The organism is Agarivorans albus, assembly GCF_019670105.1.
Taxonomy (GTDB): Bacteria; Pseudomonadota; Gammaproteobacteria; order Enterobacterales; family Celerinatantimonadaceae; genus Agarivorans; species Agarivorans albus.
Window position 1 is genome coordinate 1,519,248 of the sequence record NZ_AP023032.1, and the last position, 21,391, is coordinate 1,540,638.

A 21,391-nucleotide genomic window follows, 5' to 3' on the forward strand; every position below is an offset into this window, starting at 1 on the left:
AGGGTTTTGTATGCTCAGTAGCGACTCTTCATATTTTCATCATATGTATACTGCTAATTTAATAATATATTTGAATTTTTATTCTATTAAATCTTATTAATATTTTTGTTCATAAAATAAATAATTGTTGGTAAAAAGGTCATTGCTGGTGATTTGATATCGCTTTCAAGTGGTGTTTATTGAGCTCAGCATAAAACAAAAATAACATAGTAACAGGTCAACTAGCTTTTCAATCTGGGTGGATATTCACCAAGCTTGCATAGTTCTTCCTAAATACATCGTTCTTCGGTGGCTACCTATTGAGCTACCGGTTTAGTGCTAACTGATCTCACTTTCGGGTGAGCTAATCGGTGCTGCGTAAGTGTGCACTATTCATTTATACCGCATAAAAGAAGCGGTGATATTTAAGGACGAAAATCATGTCTACACAATGGCCTAAGTCGCCAATTGCACTGGCTATGTCGAGCGCGCTAGCGCTGGCTTTTAGCAGTGCAACGGTACAGGCAATTTATACACCTTGGGAAGGCTCTTTCCATCAATACCCCGATAGCTACTATGATGTTGATGGCCAGCTAGTAGAAGAAGCTTATGAAGAACCCGAACAAGTGCCAGGGAACGGCCTATCGCCTTGGGATCCAGCTGATGCAATTAAGCGCACCAGCCCAGAACATCAAAACTACCCATTATCTGATTTAGCTAACCAAGGTGGCTGGACGATGGTTGAAGAACTCAGCGATGAGTTTGATAGCCCGCAGTTCAATGAATACAACTTGATGGGGAAAGAAAATGGCAAATGGTTGCCTAACAACCATATTTGGGGAGGCCGAGCACCTGCTGTTTTTGCTCCTAAAAATGTGAAGCAAGAAGGCGGTAAACTGCACCTAAGTATTGCCAATGATGAGTCTTATACTCCACATGGGTTTTGGAACGAATGGTACTACGGCTGGACTTCGGCCAGCGTTCAAAACGTAAACCCTATTCGTTATGGCTACTTTGAAGTTAAATCTAAAGTGGGCATTGGCTCTAGTGGCTTTTGGTTGTATGCCGAAACCTTGGAAGATAAAGAGTACCTCTCGCAGTTTAATGAGCCCGGACATGTAAAAAGCAAGCTTGAGCTAGATGTTTACGAGCAATCGGGTCGTCGCTCAGAGTGGGCACCTTACTACAACATGAACTCTTGGGTATTTATTCACCAGGGCGAAGAAATGTCTTACGTGAATGAAGAGGGTAATGAGTACACCGCGTATCAAAACGGTGGTCACTGGAAGGCTGACATTGATTTTGCAGACGATTTCCATGTGTACGGTTTTTACTGGGGGCCTGAAGAAATTATTTGGTACTTTGACGGTAAACCGATCCGTTCAATGAAAAACCGTTACTACCACACGCCACTATATTTGTTGTTAGATACCGAAACCATGCCCGATTGGTTTGGCATGCCTAGCGCAAATGAGCTCGATTTTGCTCACCAAATTGAGTACGTGAGGGTATGGACCAACGATGAAACAGAGCAAAACTGGCGCGGTCGTTACTTTATGGACCCAACCATTAAAACCGGTGATGGCCTAAATGGTAAACCCGGTGAAAACCGAGTTGCAGCCGAATATGGCGGCACTGAAGCTTATCGTGAGAAGTGGGGGAATCCGGTTAGTGGCTCACCTGAAGTGGTAACGCTGCAAGGTATCGAAGCTAAGCAAAGCCATATCGAGATTCAAAGCGATATTCCTTATGTATTGGTGCCGCAGTTTACCCCAAGCAACGTTACCGACAAGCAAATGAATTGGCTGTCTAGCGACCCTAGTATTGCTGATATCAATCGCTCAGGCATGGTTAGTGCGAAAGCAGCAGGCAGTGTAACCTTCACGGGTTCACATGCAGATCTTCCTAATCAAACCATTAGTGTTACCGCAGATATTCTGCAAATTGGTAAACGTTTTGACTTAGAGCTGGTCAACTATGGCGCTACTGGTAAAGAAGGGGAAGAAGTAGAGAACGATAACGTTTATGGCTGGGGTGTTGGTAATGGTGTGGTTACCTTTAATACCCGCGGCGATTATGGCGACTTCTTTGATGTAGACTTTGGCAGTGGTGGCACTTACATGGCAGGTATTTCTGCCGGTACTGACATCGCCAGCGGCATCGGCGCTACCATATTCATTGATGGTGTTGAGGTGCTAAGTGGTGATATTGCTTCCTCTGGAAATTGGAACGTTAATAAACGAACCGATTTAGCTGGGTCTTTCGAAGTAGAGCCTGGTACGCATACCGTGCGGATTATGAGTTCGGGCAGCTCCGGTTGGCAGTGGAATGGTGCGCGCGCCCACTTTGTTCAAGTATTAGAAGGCGATGTTGATCCCGGCGACGGCGGTACAGACCCAGGTGACGGTGGCACTGACCCAGGCGACGGTGGTACAGACCCAGGCGATGGTGGCACCGACCCAGGTGACGGTGGTACTGATCCAGGTGATGGTGGCACAGACCCAGGTTATGGTGGTACAGACCCAGGTGATGGCGGTACCGATCCTGGTGACGGCAGCACCGACCCAACAGCTGTAACGCTACAAGCTCAAAGCTTTGTTGCTACTGGCGGGGCAAATGGTGGTTTTGAAGTTTATGATATTGCTGGTGGGCAAGGCATCAACTTTAACCAAACCGGTGATTATGCCGATTACACAGTAAATCTTGCAGCAGGTAGCTATAGCGTAAGTTTGTACGCAGCTACACCTATGAATGATGCTGGCGTAGAGCTAATACTAAATGGCGAGTCTATTGCGGTAAGCAGCATTAACCCTACCGGTGGATGGGATAATTTCCAAAGCCGTGTGATTGCCGCCAACTTAGTGATAACCACTGGTGGTGAGCAAGCCATTCGCTTAATCAGTGTGGGGGCAGATAATGCTTGGCAATGGAATGCCGACAAGCTGGTATTTACCCCTAATTCCGACAACGGTGCAACTAACCCAGACCCAACACCCGGTGAAGTAGTTATTTCTGTTGAAGCCGAAAGCTTTGCAGATACTGGCGGTAGCTACGATGGTTTTCAGGTATATGCTATTAACGGTGGCTCGGCGATTAACTTTAATCAGGCCGGAGATTATGCCGATTATCTGGTAACTATTGAGCAAGCCGGTACTTATAGCATGAGCATCGAAGCGGGTACTAACTTAGCGAATACTGGCATTGAAGTATGGGTGGATGGTGAGTCACAAGCCAGCTCAGCCATTACCAATACCGGTTCTTGGGATGTATTTGCGAGTAACTTGGTGAGCAACAACATTAGCTTGAGTGAAGGCCAACACACTATTCGTATTATGGGAGTAGGAGAAGCAGGTTCTTGGCAGTGGAATGCTGACAAATTCACCTTAACCAAGCAATAATCTGGTTAGTTTAAACCTTAAAAAGCCACGGCGTTATGCTGTGGCTTTGTTATTTATAGCTCTGCATCAAAACGGGCAAGTCGGGCTTCGGCTAATGAACAATCAGTTTGCTCAAGTAGCTCCGCCAGGGTGATGTTAGGCTTTTCTTTTATTAATCGGGCTAGACGTTCGCTTTTAGGTTCTAACTGCTCTTGGTAGGCAGCTAAACGCAACTCAAGTTTAGTGAGCAAATAAGCAAAATTGTCACTTTCTAGGTTTTTAATACGTGTTGATAAAGCACTAAGGGCAGAAGCTTCGCCGATTAGTTGCCAGTTTCTAGAGCGGCGTATTCGTTTTAACTGGCAAGCCGATTCCAATGCCAGCTGTTTAGCTTGTTTGGTATTGTCACCACCAATGCGATGAATCAGCGAAGGCAGAGCGACGGTGATTGCGAAGTCTTTGTTTTTCATAGGCGAATTTTGCATTCAAAGTTATCTAAATACAATCGCCAAGTGAAGCGCTGCTTATTGGCCCTAAAACTACTCAACTAGGCTTGAGAGTAGGTAGATCTCAACCATACTGGTAAGGCAAGTTTGGACTAACAAGGAACTCAATATGACGATTTGCAGACACGGCATTACCGTGGGCATCGAGCGTGTAGAAACGCGCTTATTAGTCTCGTTTAAAGCCTGCGGTACACTTACTCATCAAGACTATCAAACCATTACACCGATCCTCGAGTCAGCCTTAGCAGAGGTTGAACATCCGCAAATACGCGCTTTTTTTGATGCTAGCGAGCTAGAAGGTTGGGAGCTAAGGGCAGCGTGGGACGATTTAAAACTCGGCTTAAAACACGGTCAGGATTTTGAAAGAGTGGCTATTTTAGGCCATCAACAGTGGTTAGAGTGGGCATCAAAAGTGGGTAATTGGTTTATCGCAGGTGAAGTACAGGTATTTGAAGACGAGCAAAGCGCGTTGGCTTGGTTAGAAAGCTAAACACACTAGGCTAACAGCCAGAGCATAGCTCTGGCTGTTAGGTTTATAGGCATAAGGATTAAGCAATTAGGTGTTTTGCTGTTGTGCCTGTTGCATAGGGCTAGCCTCTTCTTCCAATATTTCTGAACTGGCTAAGTATAAGAAATGTAAGTGGCGCTCGTATTGGCTAATTACGTCGGCAATGATTTGGTCTTCGGTATAACCAAACACATCGTATTGCTGGCCGCCTTGCAATAAAAATACCTCGGCTCGGTAATAGTTGTTGTGCTGTTCGTCGGCATAACTTGGCATCACAAAGTGACGTAAACGGATCCCGTAAGCGAAGTTTTCAGCTTCTTCTTTGTAAATCGTTAGCCTAATTTTGTCGCTGTCTTCTATCAGTTTGGCGCTTAAGCCATTGGCTGAGAATTGCTCCACTAATTGAGTGAGTGCTGGGCGAGCTACTTGGCTTAAAAAGCTTTCTGCTTCTGGCTTTAAAGGGTGAACCAGCAAAGCATCTAAGCGCTCTTTCCAAGATATGTTGGCTTTAGAAAACTGCACCGAGGTATTGTGAGTTTGCACGCTGTTTTGCAGCATGTAGTCGTGTTTAAGCGCTTTAAACAAACCATAACAAAAGCAAAGCAATACAAACATAAACGGAAAAGCAGAAGCAATGGTTAAGGTTTGTAGTGCCGATAAACCACCTGCAAACAACAATGCAGCGGCGATAAAACCAATCATTGAGGTCCAAAAAATACGTTGCCACAAGGGTGTATTGCTCTCGCCGCCGGCAGTGATGGTATCAATAACCAAAGCGCCAGAATCGGCAGAAGTAATGAAAAATGTAGTAATCAGTAGTGCTGCAATCAGTGATAGTACCGACGATAAAGGCAGTTGCTCAAAGAATACAAAAATTGCCGTTGCTACATCGTTATTAACAGCCACGGCTAGTGAGCTCATAGCATCACCGGCAATCATGTGTATTGCGGTGTTACCAAAAATAGTCATCCATAGGAAGGTAAAGCCAGCTGGAATAAACAATACGCCAACAATAAATTCACGGATCGAACGCCCCCGCGATACACGGGCAATAAAGGTGCCCACAAATGGCGACCAAGACACCCACCAGCCCCAGTAGAGTAAGGTCCAACCGCCAATCCAATCTTCTTTTCTATCGTAGGCGTAAAGGTTAAATGTACTGCTTACCAACTCGCTCATGTAGGTGCCAGTATTCTGCACATAGGATTGCAGTAATAACTCGGTTGGGCCAAATAGCAATACAGCTACCATTAGCACTAATGCCAAAATCACATTTAAGTTTGAAAGGCGCTTAATGCCGCCGTTTAAACCAAGTACCACCGATACTGTAGCAAGTGCAATAACAATCACTACAAGGGCTAGCTGAATCCACTCGGTTTGTGGCAAGCCAAATAAGTAATGAAGGCCCGCGTTAAGTTGCTGTACTCCAAAGCCTAGTGAAGTAGCTACGCCAAATATGGTTCCCACTACTGCGAAGGTGTCGGTAGCATGACCAATAGGGCCATGGATCTTGTCTCCAATTAAGGGGTAAAGAGCAGAGCGTGGTAGCAAAGGCAATTTGTGTCGGTAGCTAAAGTAAGCTAGCGATAGCGCAACTACTGCATATACCCCCCAAGCGTGTAAGCCCCAATGGAAAAAGCTAATACGCATAGCATCTTTGGCGGCTTCTATGCTCATGGCATCACCTAAAGGCGGTGACATGTAGTGCATAACTGGCTCGGCTACGCCAAAGAACATTAAGCCTATTCCCATACCGGCAGAAAACAGCATCGAAAACCACGATAAGTTGCTGTAATCAGGTTCTGAATGGTCAGGCCCAAGCTTAATATCGCCTAAGCGACTTACCATCACACACACTACAAATATTAGGAATATGGCGACTGATAGCACGTAAATCCAACTTACATTGGTGCTAAGCCAAGTTTGTATTTGGTTAAAGTTGCTTGCAGAAATATCTGGAAACATTGCTGAAAATAGTGCGATGGACAAGGCTATAACTAAAGAAGAATAAAAAACAGGAGGGTTTATCTTGCTAGTGATATTCATAAAAACTCTGTGTTAGTTCGCGTGTTCAGCCCAACTGACGCGCGATGACTGCTTAGTCATTGCAAGGTGTTAGCCTGCAAATGTGTAAGCTGGGCATGTTACAAACCATGCCAAGTAAACAGCCAAAAAAGCACCTTGGTATTTAGCCACAGCAAAACACCAAACTTACATGTGCGTTGGAGGCCAGCACACTAACACAGTGTTGCTATATTATGCTTTGATCTACCTCCTTGTAGATATCTTAAAGTGTTTACCACTAGCTAGTGATTAATGAATAAAGAAAAATACAGCCATGCTCACCACTGTAGTTATTAGTGCATTGCGGGTGAAGTAGGCTAATAGTGCAGCTAGCAGGGCGGCGAGCAGATAGGGATTGTCTAAGGATAATGCCAATTGTTGATCGCGAACAAATACGATCGGAGCAAATATGGCCGTTAGCACTGCAGGGGCTGAGTAGCTTAAAAACTGCAACGTTGTCTTGTTCAACCTAAGCGGAATTTTTGGCTCTAAGAACAGGTAACGGCTGGCAAATACAATTGCGGCCATAGCTAAAATAGTAAACCAAATCATTGCTCTTCTCCGCGCCACTTAGCGTAAGCTGTGGCTAAACCCATAGCCAGCAGAGCCGAAATGAGTAGGCCTCCAGGCACTGCATAAAGTTCACACGCTACCGAACTTACTAAAGCGATAAGCACACACAGTAAGCCCGAGCCATGTTTTATGTTTGGCACAACAATGGCGATAAAAGTAGCGGCAATGGCGAAGTCTAGCCCCCAGCTGTCTAGGTTTTCGATATTTGCGCCAGCCACAATGCCCACCGCAGAAGCGATATTCCAACCAAGATAAAAACTTAAGCCGCCCCCTAATGCGTACCAGCGATCAAAGCGTTCAGCTTTGTCTTGATTAGCAATGGCAAACAATTCATCGGTAAGCAAATAGCCCAGTAACAGGCGCCACTTTAGCGGTAAGCCGCTAATCTTGGGGCGCATGGCCATGCTGTACAGAAAGTGGCGCGAAGTAATTAGCATGGTGGTAACCAGCATACTTAACAGGCCAGATCCCAGCTTAAACATGCCGGTAGCTACCAATTGGGCAGAACCCGCGAATAAAATGGCCGACATAGCTTGGCTTTGCAAAGGGCTAAGGCCTGCCTCCATTGCATAAGAGCCCGCTAATATTCCCCATGGCACAACGGCAATGGTGAGCGGCAATACCGCTAAGGTACCTTTGGCAAATGCGGTGAGTTTATTAGACCAAGTTAAATGGTTTATATAGTCTGTACTGTTCACAATTTTCCTTGAGAGGGTAAAAGGCAGGCTTAGCTAAGCTGCAAGTTCCTTGGCATAACGGCCAGGAGAAACACCCAAAGCGCGTTTAAAGTGGCGGCTAAAATGGCTTTGATCATGAAAGCCACAATCTAAGGCGACATCCAATTGTTTGTTACCTTGGCGCAACAGTTGTTTGGCTAAGCGTAATCTCGCTTGAATTTGGTAAGCATGTGGCGGAAGACCGTAGCGCTTTACAAACTGCTTCACTAAATAACAAGGGCTCAAATTCACTAACTTAGCCAGTTCGCTGAGAGAGACATTAGCTTGAGGCTGCTCATCCAAAAACTGCTTCACTAAACTAAGGTGATTGCGCTCATTAAAGGTAGATGTGGTTGTTGGGCGAGTTTTAGCGTGCCGAGTCATCAGTAAGCTCAAGCTCGCGTACACCATACTCTCACGTTGTAAGCGATTGTTAGAGTTCGCCAGTAATGCAAGGGTAGCGCGTAAAGAGCCAGCAACCACCGAATCTTGCACCACTGCTTGGCTAAAATAGGGAGCGCCTTGTTGCTTAATGCCTAAGTCTTGGCTGAGTTGTTCAAATTGTTCAGGAGTGGGGTACATGGCCTGATAGGACCAGCCTCCTTCCGAGGCCGAGCAGCCAGTATGTACTTCATCGGCGTTCACCAAAATAATACTGTCTTGCGGGGCTATATGGTTGCCACCGGTGCGGTAAAACTGTTGCGCGCCGCTTTCAATCACACCAATGGTGTAGCCTTCGTGACTATGCCGCGAAAAGTTTTGCTGTTGATAGCGGGCATTCAGTATTTCTATACCGCCTAACTCGTCGGCAAGCTGATAACGTGCTTGTTCTTTTGTCATTGGCTTGCCTCCTTACTGGCCTGAAGAATACCAATCGTACCAAGTAACTGATCATTCTAACTGCTTAAAATGCTCGAAAACTGCGTTAGAATTTTTGATTGTAGAATAACTACTTATCGAAAAATCCTGCCTTATTCTCAAGCATTTTTCCTACGCTATTTCTGATCACTTACTTAGTGTGATTGGTATAAGCTGTCATCATAGCTCAGATTTAGCTGGAGGTTTTGTACAAAATTGTTCAACTTGCTCAGTCAGCCATAATAAGGTTAGATATGCCTTCTCGACTAACATTGTGATGGAACATGATGAAAATACTGGTTTTATGTAGCTTGCTGCTCTGCAGCTTGGTGCAAGCAAAGGAAGTGACCCTTCAATCAGAGCTGACCGGGCTAGAAAATTGGCTCTCTAGGTATTATGACCTGAGTTGTGCAGACTACCGTGGTGAGTGGAATGATACTGAGCGCCCCGATTGTGAAGATGCGTATCTTGATTTTATGAATTCACTAGGTTTTGCAAGAAGCCGTTTGTCAGATCAGGAAGCATCCCAGTTGCTAGACATATTATGGCGCAGTGATGAACCTGTATTGTCTAACGAGCTATTTAAAATGACTATTGCGAGCAATCTAGTTAACTTGCCTCAAGACGCAAGGCCCTATGTTAACAATAGTGAGTTGGAAAATTTGGCCTTAGATAAAGTACTCTCTTCGCCAAAACAGGTAAGGTTAAGAGCAATATTTCTAATTGGTCGGCTCAAAGACAAAAAACACCTTAAGCTAATGAAACAAATCGCCCTAGAAAATAAAGAAGGTGAAGGTTCCTCAGCTGTGTTCGCTATGGCGAATGTAGTCAATAACAAAAGAGAATACAGTAAACACCTAAACGATATTAAAGATAAATCAGTAGACGGTGATTTTATTGCTTTTCTAGATAGATACATGAACAAGCATAAACTGTGAACCTATGTAAGCCGTTATAAGCATGTTTACTAATTTTCTTAATGCATAGTGTTTTATAAACGCGATTTTATATAACAGTCATCTATTTAAGTTGCAGAGCTTCAGCTAGTTACATGAGTTTATGCCTCTTGGCGTGTATATGCTCTAAACCAAAGCGAGCTCATCGGCGGGTTCACTTAGTGCTTGAGTATTGATGCTGCTCTCAACCTCCATACATAACTGGCTAAGTTCGGCGCATAACCAATAGTGTTTGTATTTTGCTGCCTTATAACTCTGTTCACAAATGAACATATATTGCGAGGGTTGAATAGTGGGGGAGAAGTCCAGTACGCCGCCATTCCAGCCTTCGATAAACTCAGCCAAGTTAGGGTATTTAGGATCTGGTAGGCTAATGTTTTTCGCTTCAATGGCTAAACGCTTAGTTTCTAAGGCGCACAAGTTTGTTTGCGCTAATAGTCGAGAATGAATTTTTGATTGCCATTCATCGTCTAGGTTGATTAGCGTATCGAGGATAAAGTGAAAACGCTCTAAGTTATTGATAATAGGCTCCAGCTTAGCCATGCCTTGGAGAGCGTTTAATAAGCTATCTAGCCGGGCACTTTGTTGGCTCGACATCAACGAACGACACAGCATAATGCGGTGATGTAACAGCTTATCAAAGGGTTTAAATTCATTTTGATGTTGCTTTATTGCCGCCGTAGATTCGGTGATTAAATTACCAACATCAACTCGATTACTCGCAGGCAGGTCAAACTCTTCCGGCGCTATATTTAAGTTAGCTTCAAAATAAAGTTTTACTAAAGAGGCGACACGCAAGGTGTCTAGCTGCTTAAAGTAGAGCTGTTCCTGATTGTTGATTTGTAGATGTTGGGCATTAATCTGCGCGATGCAATCGCTTAAACCTCTGGGTTTATTGTCCACAAGGTTTGAAAGATGGAAAAAGCGTCCGCTGTAGATCTCTCCAAAAAACTGCTTTAGGTACTCGGCAGTTTGTTGTTTTTGTTGTTCATTCTCAATTAAGCTGTCGTTACTCACTGTAAATTTGCTGGGCTGCTTTATGCCTTGCTGAGTATAGAAAAAAGCACTTACCGACTCGCTTAAGGTGTCAATATCACCTATTAGCAAAGCTGCAGGTAATTCAGATTTAAAAATACCTTGGTCGCCTCGTGAAGTAACAAAAGCAATACGATCTTTATCCGCTGGGTGACTATCCCAAGTTGAGCTGTCTGTGCGCTGCATTTGCTGTTCTATTTTTCTCATCTGCGCTTTGCTGGTTTGCTTGGCTAAATTGGCAACCGCCAACGGTATATTTGCCAGTAGTTTGTTGTCATTCCAGGCTAGTTTATTGATGTCTGCTACTTTTTGCGCGGCCAAGGCCAGCTTACGCAGTTCAATGGCGGTGTTCTCAAACTGATCACTACCCACAAAGCGGCTTTCGTAGCTGTCGGCGTCAAACTCCATTGCGCGAGACATATATTGAGTGAGCTTAAAATTGAGATTAAACAAGCCTTTAAAAATGAATCGAGTAAGACCTATAGAAAGCTGAGCGGCAATAATCGCGATATTCATAACAAAGGGCATGTGTTCTTGTTTAGCCCAGTTTTGCAGGCGTAAATCCCATTCGTCGGGCTGGTAGGCTCGGCTATAAAACCAGTGGTTAACGGTTTGCACAATATAGCGGGTTTGCATCGCCTGGGTTTGAGCAAAATGGCCAAACTCGTGCGCCAAAATGCCACTTAACTGGCGCATATTCATGCCGGTTAGTAAGGGCATGCCTATGGTTAGGCGTAACTCGCCTTTACGCAGGCTAAGGCAGCCGTCTAAGCCTCCGGCAGAGGCGTTTACTTGGGTGTCTAAGCAAATTTCTGTTGGACGAGGAACCGCTAGTTTGTCGCACATTACATCAACTAGATTGAATAATGCCGGGGCTCTTTTGGCCTGCAGGCGATATAGTTTAGGTTGTTGGTAAGTGGCAAATAAAGGCTTAAGCAAAAATAGAAACAGCACAATAACAATAAAATAAGGAATAACGAGGAGAAATTGCTTAGCAATGCCACCAGAAAAATCACCGATGTTTTCAACTAACACCGAGAAGTAAAATACCGAAAAACTGATTAAGCCCACTAACATAAGCAAGTAAATAAGCGGAGCTATTAGGCTAATAAGTAGCGTGCATATCATGCCAATTCGGTACTCTCGGCTTACGCTAGAGCGAGGGAACTCTCCACTAAGCAGCTTAATAAAGTCAGCTTTTAGTTTAGGCGCACTATTTTGTTGAGCCTTGCTATGAGGGGTAGTTGGTGCTGCGCTGTTTGTTTCAAGCACTGCCATTTCTCTAAGCTCTACTCGCAGGCCATGCTCGCTAAATACTGCGGCAAGGCTTTTTGCCAAACTTAGTGAAAGGCTTTCTTTAAGGACATGTCCTTCAACCAAGTATTTTTGAGCAGTTGCGGGGGTGATATCTAAGGCTTTACACAGACTATGTACCACATGGTTATCGCGATTATTTCCATTTTGAGCGCCTAAACTCACTAACTCATATTTAGCCACTCACATTTCCTTGTGTTTATAGTGATAAATTTGTCGCCAGAATTTTTGCAAATAAGCTAATCAGATTCAATAGCTTGGCTTTAGGGTATAAGAGCTAATTGCAAACTATTCGAGCTAGCGCAGAATACTGGTCACAAAATAAAAACGCTGCTACTGAAACCCTACTGACAGGTAGTTGTCAGTAGGGGGGGACTATAGTTATCTCACTGGCTGGCCATGGGGGCTAGCCGGTAACAGCAAGGAGATAGTTATGTTAGCAGTTGCACCTTTAGTATGGGCAGAGATCGCCGTTGCCAATATGGACCGCGCGTTAGCGTTTTACGCCGAGCACTTTGATCTAACCTTTCGCCGCGAGAATATGGGCGATATGGATATGGCCATTTTAGAAACCGAAGATCCAGAGGCTGCTAGTTTTGGTTTATGTCAGCATGAAATGATGAAGCCAAGCATGGATGGCAGCACCGTTTATCTGCATTTAAGCGAAAAACTTAGCCCACTGGTGGATAAAATTACTCAATCGGGCGTGCAAATCTTAATGCCTGTTACTGCCATTCAAGATGGTGAGCATGGTTACTTCGCCTTATTTGTGGATAGTGAAGGTAATAAAATAGGTCTGTGGTCTAAGTTCCAGTAATATCGACGTTGTTATGCAAGCAAATTTAGCTAGCTCAGCCTATAAAGCTGGGCTAGTGTTTGCTCTGCACTTTGGCAGGGATGATTTATGAGACGGGCAGACAGGCTTTTTCAGATAGTACAAATTCTGCGTATGCGGCGACTCACCACTGCCCAAGATTTAGCCGACCGTTTAGAAGTGTCAACTCGCACCATCTACCGTGACGTACAAGATCTTTGTTTAAGTGGCATTCCCATTGAAGGAGAAGCTGGCGTAGGCTATTTGTTGCGCCAAGAAGTTAGCGTACCACCGCTAATGTTTAATGAAGCGGAACTAGAGGCCATTCAAATTGGCATGCGTATGGTGCAAACCTGGGCAGGCAAAGAACTGTCTTCGGCTGCCAAGCAAGCAATGATTAAAGTAGAAGCGGTATTGCCACAACGCCTACAAGCCTATCAATCGTTAATGTTTGCCCCCGATTTTTATATCGACAGCGACCAATTCAAATACTTAGATCCCTTGCGCATTGCTTCGCAACAGCGTGAATACCTAGAGATTTGCTACCAAGATGCCAAGGCTGACTGCACCAAACGAGAAATTCGCCCACTGGCCATTTATTTTTGGCGAGGCACCTGGACCTTACTAGCGTGGTGCGAATTACGTGACGATTTTCGCAGCTTTCGGGTTGATCGAATTACCGAATTACATCATCAAGAACGGGTGTTTAGCCACAGCCCCGGAAAAGAGCTAGATGACTTTGTAGAGAAAATGGAGCAAGAAGGGCATTAAATTTATGCCTTATTGTTATTGGTCTCTTGATATTTCAGAGCTCGAATCAGATTTTTCGCAGCTAGCTTAACCTTCATCAAACTATCATTTAGTTGACATGCCCTTTCTCTGTTTGTTTGCGGTATCATTGTTTATCTTGTCACTAATATCGCATTCAAAATGATCCGACCTTATCAATCAGGTGATACTGAAACAGTATTGAATATATGGCTGGCCGCTTCGATAAAAGCGCACGATTTTGTAGATGCCAGTTTTTGGCATTCGCAAGTAGATAATATGCGTAATCTCTATCTGCCTAATGCCGAGACTTATGTATATCAGCAAGACAACCAAGTACTTGGGTTTTATGCGCTTGATGAAAAACATATAGCGGCTATTTTTGTGGCACCCAGTTCACAAGGGCAGGGTATTGGAAAACAGCTCATTGCTCATGCCAAGCAACAGCGCAGTGTTTTAACTTTGTCGGTGTATAAGCAAAACACCGCTAGTTATCAGTTCTATTTGTCTCAGGGTTTTAGTTTAGTTAAAGAGCAAACAGACCCACATACTGGTTTGCCAGAATACACCATGAGTACCGGTATCTAGAGCTGCAGAAAGTAAAAGGCAGAAAGCAAAAAGCTTGGCCAATTGAGCCAAGCTTTTTTGTTATTTGCTTACTTAGTTAAGTCTAGCTTTGGTTCAAGTCTTTATCTTTCCAAAACTTGGTGCCTTTTACGGTCGCTTCTAACGATAAGCCAGCTTCGGTCATTTGATAGATATCTACGTCACCGATAGCACCTTCGCCTTCTGCAGAGCCGCCTTTATCGCCAGCTTTAGCTGAGGCATCCGCTTGTGCGCCAAACAACCAGCCAGATTCAACAAATTTGTCATAAGACTCGCGAGTATTAAACACCATTAAGGCTCTAAAATCTTTAACACCAGCACCAAAGCCTACACCCGCTTCACCCATATTCATGTAAGTGCGCTTGCCAGTTGCATTATCGATGGCTACACCATGGCCGCCGCCAGCAGAGATAACAAACAAGTTGATACCGGCATTGCTAAATACTGCGTAACCTACAGCGCCGTTGATTTTACCGGCAATGTCGCTATTTTCCTTTTTAAAGTCTACCAAGGTTTCTTGAACCATTTGGTCTGATTCTGCACGTTCTTCTGCTGCGCTTTTACTAAATGCAGGCATGCTAATAGTCATGTTTAATAGTGCGATGGCGAAAATAGCTTTAAGTGATTTTGTCATTATTGATCCTAAATATGTGCTGGGTATGGCCAGCAAAAATTAACAATCTGAAATACAACTCGGCCTTTCAACTTGCTGCTATTTTAATCAAACCATGGCGGTAAATTGACATTTTGCGAACAAGTGCAAAAATGATGATTATGGTTCATAGGGAAGTGGCGGCGAGATGCAGGAATATCAATTTCAGTTACCAGCCTTAAAGTGGGTTGTAGACATATTGGAGCAGCAAGGTTTAGACAGGCACCGACTGTTAGCCGCTGCAGATATCTCGCCGAGTTTATTGCGTCAAACCAGCGGCTTAATTAGCCAGCTTAAAGTGGCAAAATTAATGACAGCTGCAGATCGCGCTAGTCAACAGCCTTTGGCCAGCGCACGTTGTGGCTTGTCGATGCCTTTGCGTAAGCAAGGGGTACTAGCCATTGCGGTTCAAAGTATGCCTAATCTAGAAGCGATGATCCAAATGTTGAAAGCATTTTTGAATGCTCAGTCGAGCGGAACTGACCTAGATTTAGTGCAAGAGGCGAACTTAGTTAGGGCCGAATTTAGTTTACGTTTTGCTGATCAACTTAGTTGTGACTCTATGCATAGGGCAATGCTGTGTAACTTGTTTAAAACCTTCCAAACGTTGTTTGGAGAGTCATGGCGAGCGACCGAAGTGTGGTTAATGCATAGTTTTAGTCACACTAAAGAGCTATCCCAACTTCTTAATTGCCCGGTAAAAGACAATAAAGCGATTAATGCCATTGTGTTTGAACAGCGTTGGGCCCACGTTACTGGCGCGCAAGTTTACCCTGCAGAAGCATTGCGTAAACAAAGTAGCGAAACCTTACAGCGGCTTGAAGACTTGGATGATCTTATTTATCAGATTTTGCCGCCATTAATCTACGATGGAAACACCAGTATTGAGCATGTAGCGGAGTTATTTGGAGTACATGTTCGGGTGTTGCAAAAGCGCTTAAAAGCCAAAGGTACTAGCTATTCAACCTTGTTAGAAGACGCCAGAAAAACCATGGCAGTGGAATTTTTAGTTGATAGTCAGCTATCAATTGCAGATATCTCACTGCAATTGGGTTTTAAAGAACCGGCCATTTTTATCCGCAGCTTTAAAAAGTGGTTCAAGCAAACGCCACTGCAATGGCGTAAATCGGCGAAAGGCTATTAATAAATCTGTTTTCTTTATTATTGTTTTTCATAATTACTGATTTGGTGACTCAATTTGGTGATTATTGCTTCATTCTGGTGTGATTTGGAATTTAGATTCTGTCATTGCTTTGAAATATATGGTTTTTATATTTGGCATACAAAATGCGACATAGATCACAAGGGAGTGGGTTTAACTCCTAAGTTGTCGTAATAAGCCAAGGATGAAAATCATGAAAAAATTACTTATTTGGTGTGTGGCCGGGCTAAGCCTAGCTTTGAGTAATAGCTTTGTGGCTTCTGCAAAGCCAAACGCTACTAATGAAGATCAGCGTTTAAGTGCTTGGTGCACCCAGCTTAAAAAACAGCAGAGTTGTTATAACTTACACCAGCAGTTAGCAGAGCAAGGTAGGCCAGAGTCGGCTTATTGGATAGGTAAAGCTAGCGCAAGAGGCATGTTTGAAGCCGCCGATTTAACTAAGGCACTTGGTTATTATCAAGTGGCTAGCCAAGAAATGCACCCAGCAGCCAGCCGTGAATTGGGTTTGCTTTACTACCATGGAATAAGTGGTGAGCGAGATTTCGCAAAAGCGCAGCGCTTATTTGAACAGGCTATCGAGCAGGGTAACCCACAAGCTATTTGGGCACTGGCCCGCATGTACCATTACGGTCGTGGAGTTGAGCAAAATTATAACAAAGCCTTTGAACTGTTTAGCTTGGCCGCTGATAAAGGCTCTAAACCTGCTGCTAGTACTTTGGCTTACTACTATAAAGTAGGCTTGGCCACCGAGCCTAACCCGCGCTTAGCCAGTTATTGGCGCAACAAAGCTAATGATAAAAAGTTAGTGACCTGGAATCGAAGCATTCCTGATTATCGCTAGTTACTAGGGTCTGTTGTTCTTTGCTGCAAAAACCATCAGCAAAGATCAACAGACCCTAGAATCAACCAAAATCAACATAGCCAGCATAGTTATTGCTGGCTTTGTTGCTTTTACAAGCCGTTCATCTTTGTGACATAAATCTAACATCAATTTTTCATCACTTTGTCACCCGATGAATCTTTACTGGTTAGCTCTTGAATCGATGTTATTCACCAACAATAAGGACGTTAACCAATGAAATTCTCTCAGCTAGGGCTATTTCTCTGCCCACTTGTACTATTAAGCGCCTGTAGCGACGACGACAATCCTATCCAAGCGGCCAACACTGGGGCTATATCAAAAGTGCAATTAGGGCCCCGTCCAGCATTCTTGGTTGATCAGCTCGCCGACGGAGAGCTAAAAACAAGCTTGCAAGCGTGTGTAGATGACATGACAACTTACAGCGTAAGTGACTTCTCTATTGGTCACCGTGGCGCGCCACTGATGTTCCCAGAGCATACCAAAGAAAGCTATATGGCTGCCGCGCGCATGGGAGCAGGTGTGCTTGAGTGTGATGTAGCCTTTACTAAAGATGGCGAATTAGTTTGTCGTCACTCACATGCCGATTTACACACCACTACCAATGTACTGGCAGTGCCAGAGCTAGCTGCTAAATGTTCAGTCCCGTTCACTCCGGCAGACACTGCTAATGGCGTAGAGGCCACTGCCGAGTGTCGTACCTCAGACTTTACCTTGGCTGAATATAAAAGCCTAACCGGTAAAATGGACGCGGCTAATAAACAAGCAACCACAGTTGAAGAATACATGGACGCAACGCCAAGTTTCCGTACCGATCTTTACGCTGAGGTTGGCACATTAATGTCGCATAAAGAAAGCATTGCGCTGTTTAAGGAACTAGGCGTAAAAATGACCCCAGAGCTTAAAACACCAGCCGCGCAAGACTTAGCAGCAGCAGGGATTACCCAGCAAGAATTTGCCCAAAAAATGATTGATGAATACATTGAAGCAGGCATTGAGCCTAGCGAGGTTTATGCTCAATCTTTCTCAATTGACGATGTTGAATACTGGGTTGCCAACACCCCGGAGTTTGGGGAGCAAGCCGTTTACCTTATTTACTTGCTTGATGGTGTGCCCAGCCCAACAGAAATTGCCGCTAAAAACATCAATATTGTTGCGCCCATTTATACTGCGCTTGTTGAAGAGCAAGATGGAGTAGTAGTGGCTACCGACTATGCCAAGCAGCTAAAAGAAGCGGGATTAGATTTAATTACTTGGACCATCGAGCGCAAGTACACCTCAATGCATGAATTTGAAGTACTTAATGTACTTAAAAAAGATCTTGAGTTAGTTGGCGTGTTTTCTGATTGGCCAGCTACTGTGACCTTCTTCGATAACTGCATAAAATAGTCACTATATTCATCGAACTGTTGCTGTTAATGCGTATTAGCAGCAACTTTGTGATCGCAATAGCACTTTTTTCTGTATTTCCCCTGCAATTGATTAATCGCAACAAAATAATTATTCACTATTTTCTTCGAGCGATTGTGTGGTAGCGTTGCTGCCGCTGCCTTCTTTGGTCATTAGGCAGTGGTCAACAAAGGAATAATAATGAAAAAATCAGTTTATTGTTTAGCAAGTTGTATTGCCGCCGCGTTTATCGTTGGCTGTAGCAGCAACAATCAAACTAGTACTAGTGAAACACCAGCCGCAGTTGTATGTAGCGGCGTGTGTGGCGAGCAAGAGTTTACTCGTGCTCAGCAACTACACCACGGTGACGGCGTAGAGCAAAACTACGATGCAGCCTTGGCAGAATACTTAAAAGCTGCCAAAGCAGGCAATGTAGCTGCTATGACGCAAGCTGCAGTATTATACCAAGAGGGCTTAACTAGCCAAGGCAGTAAGCCTGAGCTGGCGGTTGAGTGGCTAATGGTTGCTGCTAAGCAGCAAGATGCAGAAGCGCAATTTCTGTTAGCAGAAAACTTTTGGAATGGCGTAGGCACCGAGCAAGATTTTGGCAAAGCCGAGTTTTGGTATAACCAAGCTGCCTTAAACAAACACCAAGAAGCTGCTTACCTATTAGGTTTGTATTACTTCGAAGGCGAAAACATGGATGAAGATCCAGAGCAAGCCTATGTGTGGATGTCGATTGCTGCGCTGTTAGGCCATGGTAATGCACCTGGCGATCGCGACTTCTTAATCGGCGAAGAGCTAGACATGACGCAGAAAAAAGCGGCTTGGAAAGAAGTAGATCGATTAATTAAAGAAATGGGCATCGAGGTACCTTGGTAGGCGTAATGCGCTACTAAATCTTAGATGAACTTACTGTCATCACAATAATAATGAGTTGGTATTGATTGAAGGTTAAGTCGGTCAAATATTCGTCAATACTAACTCCTTTTTACAGTGCTTTATTGTATAGTTGAACTACCCCTTAAGTGGAGGAATGACGATGCTATATTTAATAGAGTTTTTGTTATTTTTGCTGCTAGTGGCAGCCCTTGCCTTACCCTTTTATCGCAATCAAGAAGTGTTTGAAATTGCCGATATTGACGCCGACGACCTTCCTGGAAAACACGTACAACTTAGTCATGGTTTAGTTCACTTTCATCGAGAAGGGCAAAGCACTGCGCCTGTTGTTGTGCTAATTCATGGATTCTCTGCATTTTCTTATGTTTGGGAGCGCAACGTAAATAGTCTACTTAAGCAGGGTTACCAAGTGATTAGCGTTGATCTTTATGGACGAGGTTATTCGGCTAGGCCAAATACTGCTTATACTCGGCAGCTGTTTGTGAAGCAAATAAAGGAGTTGCTTGATGATCAGCAATTTGATGAACCGGTGTATTTAGCAGGTTTATCTATGGGCGGGGCGATTAGCGTAAGGTTTGCTGAATTGTACCCTGAAAGAGTCGCAGGGCTTATCTTACTTGCGCCTTTAACTACCACACCCAAAATTGCGCCTTTGCCTATACCGATTATCGGTGAATATGTGGCCTATAGCTTTGTGATACCTAGTTTGCCTAAACGACAGTTGGACGATTTATCTAACCTAGAAAAAGCACTTGATTGGGTGGCACAGTTCGAGCCTCAAATGCGCTACAAGGGCTACCGAAAAGCAATGTTGGCAACCGTAAGAGGTTTGATGCAAGAGCCAATGCTAGATGCTTATCTTGCAGTGGCTAAAACTAATATACCTAGCTTGGTTGTGTGGGGAGATGCCGACAAAGTATTGCCATATCGCCAAGCGCAGGGTGTTCAAAAAGCCTTAGGCGAGCATTGTCAGCTAGTCACCGTTGAAGGAGCAGGACACGCTTTGCAGTATGAATATAGCGAGCAAGTTAATCAGCACATTGCCACATTTTTAGCATCTATCAATAAGCTTAAATAGCCACCAAGCTGGTTTATTTATCTCGTTATAGAAGGCGCTGTCAGAGCGCCTTCTCTTATACTTTTGTTATCGAATAAAGATACATTTGTTATTTATAAACTTGCCATTTACAGCATTGCCATAGATACTAAATTTGAACATTTGTTAACGGCAACAAAGTTTCTATGGTGTTGATTTATCAACTTATAGTTTACTTTTTGCCCTACTAGAAGTTAGCTATGCAAGCACCAAGTACACCTATTGGCGAAGCAAGTCGCCTTAAAGCTTTAAAAGATCTCGATATTTTGGATACGATGCCAGAAGAGCGCTTTGATCGGATTACTCGAATGGCCAAACGGCTATTTGATGTGCCAATTGCTTTAGTAAGTTTGGTTGATGAAAACCGCCAATGGTTTAAATCATGTTTTGGTGTTGATGCCAGTGAAACGCCTCGTGACATCTCTTTTTGCGGTCACGCCATTTTAGGTGACGATACCTTTCAAATTGAAGATGCCCTAGCAGATCCGCGCTTTGCAGATAACCCACTGGTAACTGGCTACCCGCACATTCGCTTTTATGCTGGGCACCCACTTACTACTCCAGATGGAGAGAAGCTAGGCACCTTATGCATTATCGATACTAAGCCAAAAAGCCTAACTAAAGATGACCTAATTGCATTGGATGATTTAGCGGTAATGGTGGAGCAAGAATTGGCTGCACTGCAAATGGCGATTACCGATGAACTAACCAGTATTTCTAATCGTCGTGGCTTTATGAAGCTGGCAAATTATTCTTTTGCTATGTGCCGTAGGCAAGCTATTCCGCTTACTATTGCCTATATGGATTTAGACCAGTTTAAACCCATTAACGATCAATATGGTCATGCTGAAGGTGACAATGCCTTACGTTTATTTGCCGAGCAAATGCGTGTTTCATTTCGAGAGTCTGACCTGTTTGCCCGCATGGGCGGAGACGAGTTTGTAGTAATGTTTACCGATACCAACGAAGCGGATGCGACCGAAATACTACAACGATTCGCCAGCGATCTTAGAGCGGCTGCCAAGCAGCATAAGCTCGCTTACCCTCTATGTTTTAGTTACGGTTTGTTGGAAGTAGACTTTACTCAATATCCTTCTATCGACAGCGCGTTAGAGCAAGCTGATCAGTTAATGTATCGTCATAAAAGTTGCCAGCGCTAGAAATATCCTCGCGGTTAACCAATTTCTTGTTTGATTGTTAAATATTCGGCTTTTCTTAAATCAATATGTTTGAATATTTTGTCGATCGCTAACGCGACT

19 protein-coding genes are annotated in these 21,391 nt (G+C 44.0%); 12 read left to right on the plus strand and 7 right to left on the minus strand.

All coding sequences use genetic code 11. The annotated features are described in order from the left end of the window. Positions 1 to 419: 419 nt before the first annotated feature. Positions 420 to 3,377, plus strand: a complete 2,958-nt coding sequence (locus K5620_RS07085; protein ID WP_016402796.1) for a carbohydrate-binding protein — start codon at positions 420 to 422, stop codon at positions 3,375 to 3,377. Between the two features lie 53 nt (positions 3,378 to 3,430). Here the strand turns inward: K5620_RS07085 and K5620_RS07090 are convergent, their stop codons facing one another. Then, on the minus strand, positions 3,431 to 3,841 hold the full coding sequence (locus K5620_RS07090) for a ribosome recycling factor family protein (RefSeq protein ID WP_246612317.1): 411 nt from the start codon (positions 3,839 to 3,841) through the stop codon (positions 3,431 to 3,433). Positions 3,842 to 3,971: 130 nt separating this feature from the next. Here K5620_RS07090 and K5620_RS07095 point away from each other — a divergent pair, with 130 nt between their 5' ends. Beyond that, the gene (locus K5620_RS07095) at positions 3,972 to 4,352 is read left to right on the plus strand and encodes a SpoIIAA family protein (RefSeq protein WP_016402798.1); all 381 of its coding nucleotides are present in this window, start codon (positions 3,972 to 3,974) and stop codon (positions 4,350 to 4,352) included. Between the two features lie 66 nt (positions 4,353 to 4,418). Here K5620_RS07095 and K5620_RS07100 read toward each other — a convergent pair whose 3' ends face one another. The 4 genes from K5620_RS07100 to K5620_RS07115 form a co-directional block, all read right to left on the minus strand. Further along, the gene (locus K5620_RS07100) at positions 4,419 to 6,416 is read right to left on the minus strand and encodes a BCCT family transporter (protein ID WP_016402799.1); all 1,998 of its coding nucleotides are present in this window, start codon (positions 6,414 to 6,416) and stop codon (positions 4,419 to 4,421) included. A 267-nt stretch (positions 6,417 to 6,683) separates the two neighbouring features. Continuing rightward, the gene (locus tag K5620_RS07105; protein WP_016402800.1) at positions 6,684 to 6,986 is read right to left on the minus strand and encodes an AzlD domain-containing protein; all 303 of its coding nucleotides are present in this window, start codon (positions 6,984 to 6,986) and stop codon (positions 6,684 to 6,686) included. Further along, entirely contained in the window at positions 6,983 to 7,705 is a 723-nt protein-coding gene (locus tag K5620_RS07110) for an AzlC family ABC transporter permease (protein ID WP_016402801.1), read from the minus strand. The genes K5620_RS07105 and K5620_RS07110 overlap by 4 nt, the downstream gene beginning before the upstream one ends. A 33-nt stretch (positions 7,706 to 7,738) precedes the next feature. Continuing rightward, positions 7,739 to 8,563 carry an AraC family transcriptional regulator gene (locus tag K5620_RS07115; RefSeq protein ID WP_016402802.1) on the minus strand — a complete coding sequence of 275 codons (825 nt, stop codon included), beginning with the start codon at positions 8,561 to 8,563 and terminating at the stop codon, positions 7,739 to 7,741. 302 nt (positions 8,564 to 8,865) lie between these two features. Between K5620_RS07115 and K5620_RS07120 the strand changes: the two genes are divergently transcribed. Continuing rightward, on the plus strand, positions 8,866 to 9,519 hold the full coding sequence (locus K5620_RS07120; RefSeq protein WP_215426451.1) for a hypothetical protein: 654 nt from the start codon (positions 8,866 to 8,868) through the stop codon (positions 9,517 to 9,519). Positions 9,520 to 9,663: 144 nt separating this feature from the next. Here the strand turns inward: K5620_RS07120 and K5620_RS07125 are convergent, their stop codons facing one another. Beyond that, positions 9,664 to 12,069, minus strand: a complete 2,406-nt coding sequence (locus tag K5620_RS07125) for a M48 family metallopeptidase (RefSeq protein WP_016402804.1) — start codon at positions 12,067 to 12,069, stop codon at positions 9,664 to 9,666. Positions 12,070 to 12,319: 250 nt separating this feature from the next. On the opposite strand from K5620_RS07125, the gene K5620_RS07130 reads away from it, so the two are divergent. The 3 genes from K5620_RS07130 to K5620_RS07140 all read left to right on the plus strand — a co-directional run bounded on the left by K5620_RS07130 (position 12,320) and on the right by K5620_RS07140 (position 14,056). Then, positions 12,320 to 12,703, plus strand: coding sequence for a VOC family protein (locus K5620_RS07130; protein WP_016402805.1), 384 nt, complete (start codon positions 12,320 to 12,322; stop codon positions 12,701 to 12,703). Positions 12,704 to 12,790: 87 nt separating this feature from the next. Beyond that, complete coding sequence (locus tag K5620_RS07135; RefSeq protein WP_040307408.1) at positions 12,791 to 13,471, plus strand: helix-turn-helix transcriptional regulator; 681 nt, start codon at positions 12,791 to 12,793, stop codon at positions 13,469 to 13,471. Between the two features lie 159 nt (positions 13,472 to 13,630). Continuing rightward, positions 13,631 to 14,056 carry an N-acetyltransferase gene (locus tag K5620_RS07140; RefSeq protein WP_016402807.1) on the plus strand — a complete coding sequence of 142 codons (426 nt, stop codon included), beginning with the start codon at positions 13,631 to 13,633 and terminating at the stop codon, positions 14,054 to 14,056. Between the two features lie 82 nt (positions 14,057 to 14,138). Here the strand turns inward: K5620_RS07140 and K5620_RS07145 are convergent, their stop codons facing one another. Next, positions 14,139 to 14,708, minus strand: a complete 570-nt coding sequence (locus tag K5620_RS07145; protein WP_016402808.1) for a lipid-binding SYLF domain-containing protein — start codon at positions 14,706 to 14,708, stop codon at positions 14,139 to 14,141. A gap of 166 nt (positions 14,709 to 14,874) precedes the next feature. Between K5620_RS07145 and K5620_RS07150 the strand changes: the two genes are divergently transcribed. The 6 genes from K5620_RS07150 (at position 14,875) to K5620_RS07175 (ending at position 21,292) form a co-directional block, all read left to right on the plus strand. Then, positions 14,875 to 15,870, plus strand: a complete 996-nt coding sequence (locus K5620_RS07150; RefSeq protein WP_016402809.1) for an AraC family transcriptional regulator — start codon at positions 14,875 to 14,877, stop codon at positions 15,868 to 15,870. 211 nt (positions 15,871 to 16,081) lie between these two features. Beyond that, positions 16,082 to 16,729 (plus strand): tetratricopeptide repeat protein, encoded by a 648-nt coding sequence (locus K5620_RS07155; RefSeq protein WP_016402810.1) that lies wholly within the window; start codon positions 16,082 to 16,084, stop codon positions 16,727 to 16,729. Positions 16,730 to 16,963: 234 nt separating this feature from the next. Further along, a complete protein-coding gene (locus K5620_RS07160; protein WP_016402812.1) occupies positions 16,964 to 18,136 on the plus strand; it encodes a glycerophosphodiester phosphodiesterase family protein in 1,173 nt (390 codons plus the stop codon). 201 nt (positions 18,137 to 18,337) lie between these two features. Then, the gene (locus tag K5620_RS07165; RefSeq protein ID WP_016402813.1) at positions 18,338 to 19,018 is read left to right on the plus strand and encodes a tetratricopeptide repeat protein; all 681 of its coding nucleotides are present in this window, start codon (positions 18,338 to 18,340) and stop codon (positions 19,016 to 19,018) included. A 160-nt stretch (positions 19,019 to 19,178) separates the two neighbouring features. Continuing rightward, the gene (locus tag K5620_RS07170) at positions 19,179 to 20,114 is read left to right on the plus strand and encodes an alpha/beta fold hydrolase (protein WP_016402814.1); all 936 of its coding nucleotides are present in this window, start codon (positions 19,179 to 19,181) and stop codon (positions 20,112 to 20,114) included. 218 nt (positions 20,115 to 20,332) lie between these two features. Beyond that, positions 20,333 to 21,292 (plus strand): sensor domain-containing diguanylate cyclase, encoded by a 960-nt coding sequence (locus K5620_RS07175; protein ID WP_016402815.1) that lies wholly within the window; start codon positions 20,333 to 20,335, stop codon positions 21,290 to 21,292. Positions 21,293 to 21,391: the final 99 nt, after the last annotated feature.

Coding starts and splice junctions, on each gene's coding strand:
- K5620_RS07085 (WP_016402796.1), top strand. CDS start 420: ATGTCTACACAATGGCCTAAGTCGCCAATTGCACTGGCTATGTCGAGC.
- K5620_RS07090 (WP_246612317.1), bottom strand. CDS start 3,841: ATGCAAAATTCGCCTATGAAAAACAAAGACTTCGCAATCACCGTCGCT.
- K5620_RS07095 (WP_016402798.1), top strand. CDS start 3,972: ATGACGATTTGCAGACACGGCATTACCGTGGGCATCGAGCGTGTAGAA.
- K5620_RS07100 (WP_016402799.1), bottom strand. CDS start 6,416: ATGAATATCACTAGCAAGATAAACCCTCCTGTTTTTTATTCTTCTTTA.
- K5620_RS07105 (WP_016402800.1), bottom strand. CDS start 6,986: ATGATTTGGTTTACTATTTTAGCTATGGCCGCAATTGTATTTGCCAGC.
- K5620_RS07115 (WP_016402802.1), bottom strand. CDS start 8,563: ATGACAAAAGAACAAGCACGTTATCAGCTTGCCGACGAGTTAGGCGGT.
- K5620_RS07120 (WP_215426451.1), top strand. CDS start 8,866: ATGATGAAAATACTGGTTTTATGTAGCTTGCTGCTCTGCAGCTTGGTG.
- K5620_RS07130 (WP_016402805.1), top strand. CDS start 12,320: ATGTTAGCAGTTGCACCTTTAGTATGGGCAGAGATCGCCGTTGCCAAT.
- K5620_RS07135 (WP_040307408.1), top strand. CDS start 12,791: ATGAGACGGGCAGACAGGCTTTTTCAGATAGTACAAATTCTGCGTATG.
- K5620_RS07140 (WP_016402807.1), top strand. CDS start 13,631: ATGATCCGACCTTATCAATCAGGTGATACTGAAACAGTATTGAATATA.
- K5620_RS07145 (WP_016402808.1), bottom strand. CDS start 14,708: ATGACAAAATCACTTAAAGCTATTTTCGCCATCGCACTATTAAACATG.
- K5620_RS07150 (WP_016402809.1), top strand. CDS start 14,875: ATGCAGGAATATCAATTTCAGTTACCAGCCTTAAAGTGGGTTGTAGAC.
- K5620_RS07155 (WP_016402810.1), top strand. CDS start 16,082: ATGAAAAAATTACTTATTTGGTGTGTGGCCGGGCTAAGCCTAGCTTTG.
- K5620_RS07160 (WP_016402812.1), top strand. CDS start 16,964: ATGAAATTCTCTCAGCTAGGGCTATTTCTCTGCCCACTTGTACTATTA.
- K5620_RS07165 (WP_016402813.1), top strand. CDS start 18,338: ATGAAAAAATCAGTTTATTGTTTAGCAAGTTGTATTGCCGCCGCGTTT.
- K5620_RS07170 (WP_016402814.1), top strand. CDS start 19,179: ATGCTATATTTAATAGAGTTTTTGTTATTTTTGCTGCTAGTGGCAGCC.
- K5620_RS07175 (WP_016402815.1), top strand. CDS start 20,333: ATGCAAGCACCAAGTACACCTATTGGCGAAGCAAGTCGCCTTAAAGCT.